Below are 3,420 nucleotides of genomic sequence, written 5' to 3' on the forward strand. Positions count from 1 at the left end.
TTCTTGCCCGGCATCACCGGCTGGCCGGCGGGATCGTAGGGCTCGTTGCGGTAGTCGGGGACGGCCTTGCCCGTAATCGCCACCGTGATGGATGCGAGCGGGTCCATTTGCGACACGTACCAGTCGCTGCCGCCGGTAACAATCAGCCCGTAATCATGCGCGTCCGCCATGGGCATCAGCCGCGCGAACTGCTCCTCGGTCAGATAAGGCCTGACCAGGCTTTCCATGGTGTCGTCGTGCTGACGCCACAGCATGGTAAAGTTGACGGTGGCGCCCGCCGCCTTGATGCGGGGATAATCGGCGGGGTCGATCAGGTAGCAGTGTATCAGGAAGGGCCGGTCGTTGGGCTTGGCGTTGATTTCCCTCGACGTTTCCAGCGCCGTCAGCACCTTGTCGACGGCGGCGTCGCCGATGGTGTGGGCGTGGACCTGGAAGCCATGTTTTTCGAACAGGGGTATCCACTTGTTCAACTGCTCATCGGTGAAGGCCGGCAGACCCTTGTTGCCGTCCGTATTGAGGTAGGGCTGTTTCACCGCCGCGGTCAAGTTTTCCATCACGCCGTCCACGACCAGCTTCACCTGCATGGCGCGGAGCATCTCGTCGCCGTCGATCCGGCGCGCCAGCAGCGCATCCCAGTCTTCGTCCCACGTTTCCGTCACCACCAGGCTAAGATTGACGCGCGCCGTTAGCAGGCCCTGCTCCCGAAGATATTTCCATGCCTTGTCAAGTTCCGGCGTCTCCCAGGCTTCGCTGATGCTGGTGATGCCGTATTCGCTTGCCTTGCGCATGGCAACCTGAAAAGTTTTCACGGTATCCTCAAAGCTGACCTCGGGAAGGTAGGGTTCGTGCAGATACGCGGCGGTCTCGATCAACAGCCCGGAAGGCTCGCCGTTGGCACGCCGGTGAATGATCCCGCCCACGGGGTCTTTCGTCGAGGCATCGATGCCGACGATTTCCAGCGCCTTGCTGTTAAGCACGGCATGGTGCCAGTCCTTGTCCATCAAGTAAGCCGGGCGATTGGGCGCAATAATATCCAGGTCCTCTTTGTAGAGCTGCTCGTCCGGGTCAGACTGCAGCGACCAGCCGGCGCCCCTGAGCCAGGGGGAGTCACGATCCTGGGCGGCGCACTGTTTGAGCCTGGCCATCAGTTCCTCCTTGGTATACAAGCCGTGAAGATTGCACTCATAAACAAAAACGGAGCCCGTTATGGGATGCATGTGAACGTCGTGGAAGCCGGGCATCAGCATTTTGCCGGCAAGATCGACAACTTTGGTTTCGGCTCCGATATAGCTCTGGACGCCATGATCCGAGCCGACGTAGACAATGGCGTTGCCCCGAACGGCGACGGCTTCGGCCCATGGCCTGTTTTTATCCACGGTATAGACGGCACCCTTCCTGAACACCGTCGTTGCCTTGCCCTGATCGTCCTCGCGGACACAAGCTGCGGTTACCAGAACAACACTCACGATGAAGGAAAGCAGATGCTTCATAAGACTCTTTATCCTCTTAATCGCTATTGCCCGAAGAACTCGCTGTCTGGAGAGATTGGTTTTCAATTTAGATGTGCGCATGAGGTCCTATCGGCCAGATTAACGAATGGCTTCCGCTGTAAAAACCGTTTTACCATCCATAAGGGTCAACAGTACTTTCGCCTCATTAATCTCAGTAACGGGAATCTTAAACAGATTTCGATCGAGCACGATGAGGTCCGCTCTTTTTCCCATTTCAATGGAACCTGTCTTCTCCTCCAATCGCATGATATACGCTGCATTGCGGGTATACATGTCCAACGCTGTAATCAGGTCAATTTCCTCGTTTTTCCCTAAAACCCGTTCCGATTCTTCATGCGGATCCTGCCGTCGCACGGCGGTTTCAATGGCATCTAGCGGATTCAGGGATGTGACATCCCAGTCACTGCCTCCCACAAGAAGCGCCCCAGCTTCTCTCATTCTTCGGACCGGAAAAAATTGTTCCACACGCTCTTTCCCGACGATATCAACGCAAAGATCTACATACTGATCTGGATAGCACCAGAGGCATTGGAAATTGGCGGCGACACTGAGTTCGGCGAAGCGTGGTTGGTCCGCAGGATCTATAAGCTGCAAATGAACAATCTGATGTCGGTTATTGTTGGCACCATTAGCGATAAACGCATTTTCATAAGCATCCAGTGCGATCCTTATCGCGCCATCACCGATGGCGTGAGTGTGGATTTGTAAGCCCATGTCATCTAATTTCTGATAGAGCAAATTAAGCTTGTCGGGTTCATAAAACGGAGGAGAATTACTGCCATCAATATAGGGCTCGATCATGGTCGAGGTTTGGGTCTCAATTACTCCATCGATGTAGACTTTTACGGAATCAGTATTAATGTATTTACCCCTAAAATGGTCGCGCTTTGCCAATAGCTCAAATATCTCTGACCCGACACCAGCCGGAGAATCATTAATAGGAGATAAAGAAAGGGTAACGCGAGCAGTTAAATCACCGCGCTCTTCAACGGATTTGTACAGCGCGGCATTGTCTTCATCAACACCCGGTTCGATGTAGGCTGTGATTCCAAATTCATTTGCCTGTCGGAGACCGTTTAGCAAGCCCTGATAGCGTTCCTCATTTGTCCTTTCGGGGAGCCATTTTTCAACGAGTAACACTGCCGCATTGCGCAAGGTTCCAGTTGGCTGACCTGTAGAGGGATCGCGGACAATAACGCCTTGTGCTGGGTCTGGCGTAGTTGACGTAATACCAGCGATTTCGAGGGCCCGCGTGCTTACCCAAGCGTTGTGCCCAAAGGCATCATGAAAAAGCACCGGCCGGCCGGAGAAGATTTCATCAAGCATACTGCTAGAAGGGTTACCTTCAGGAAACGCCGCTAACTCCCAACCGCCACCGACAACCCATTCGTCAGGCCCATATTTTCGGGCGCTGGCGCACGCGCTTAGCTGCTGTCTGATCTCTGATATCGTTTGTGCGCCGTTTATATTGCACCCAAGTTCTACTGTACCACCATACCTAACGTGTGCATGGCCGTCGTGGAAGCCGGGCATTAGCATTTTACCCTCGAGGTCTACAACCTTGGTCCTGCTGCCAATCAATGCCTGAGCATCCTCGTTGGTGCCCACAAATATAATGTCCCCATTATTAATCGCGACAGCCGCTGCCCAGGTTCTGTTATCATCGGCCGTGTAGACCCCACCATTCACGAACACCCTATCTGCCCCGGGCGGCTCTGGCGCATTACATGCAGCGACTAGAAGGCAAAAAGCAGTGAGATTTGTAAAGCGGAGGGTGGTTTTGGTCATTGTGTTGGCGTCCTCGTGTTTGGCGGATAGGAAGTTCAAAGGCCCATTATCCGGGATTTCCCAGATAACCTCCAGGCGATCTTCGAACAAGAGATCCGGCCGAAACTGGGAAGCGTCTCAT

At 54.0% G+C, this 3,420-nt stretch carries 2 protein-coding genes; both read right to left on the reverse strand.

Features of this window, described 5'->3' with window-relative positions:
* A partial coding sequence (locus tag O6944_08450) for an amidohydrolase (protein MCZ6719162.1) occupies window positions 1–1,490 on the reverse strand: 1,490 nt, incomplete at its 3' end.
* Window positions 1,491–1,589: 99 nt separating this feature from the next.
* Entirely contained in the window at window positions 1,590–3,119 is a 1,530-nt protein-coding gene (locus O6944_08455; protein MCZ6719163.1) for an amidohydrolase, read from the reverse strand.
* Window positions 3,120–3,420 lie beyond the last annotated feature (301 nt).

It is taken from the genome of Gammaproteobacteria bacterium, from assembly GCA_027296625.1.
Taxonomy (GTDB): Bacteria; Pseudomonadota; Gammaproteobacteria; order JAKEHO01; family JAKEHO01; genus JAKEHO01.